Consider the following 426-nt stretch of genomic DNA (forward strand, 5'->3'; position numbering starts at 1 on the left):
CAGCAACACTGCGAATACAAGTCGCGACCGCCTCCCAGATCTGATTCATGTCTTGTTCAGCCTCACCGTGATCCCCGTACGTGACAGACACTGATTCACGCCGCGTGGAGACGACATCTCCGGAAAGGTTAAACGCGACCGCCTTAACTGCAGTGGTTCCCCCATCAACTCCTATAACGATTTCAGCCATGACCACTTCTTCCTGATGACGTTCGCCGGTACTGGTCGACAGGTGCGAACCATCCACATCGATGACCGTTGCTTTCGGGAGGCGCTCATGCAGACGTACCTCACTACGTGCCCTTCGCAAAACCAACAACCCAAGGCGACAGGGCCACCCGCCAACCGGCGATACGATTTATCGTCTCACCATCCAGACATCAGATCAAGGGCCTAAGTCGATCTGGCGTCCGTTCGGGTCAGGAT

The 426-nt window shown here is 55.6% G+C and carries 1 protein-coding gene; it reads right to left on the bottom strand.

What is annotated here, in order from left to right:
- On the bottom strand, positions 1–190 hold a 190-nt coding region (locus GVL52_RS29410), incomplete at its 3' end, for an FGGY family carbohydrate kinase (protein WP_244619352.1).
- Between the last annotated feature and the right edge of the window lie 236 nt (positions 191–426).

The organism is Rhizobium sp. 18055, from assembly GCF_902706285.1.
In the GTDB taxonomy this organism is placed as follows: domain Bacteria; phylum Pseudomonadota; class Alphaproteobacteria; order Rhizobiales; family Rhizobiaceae; genus Rhizobium.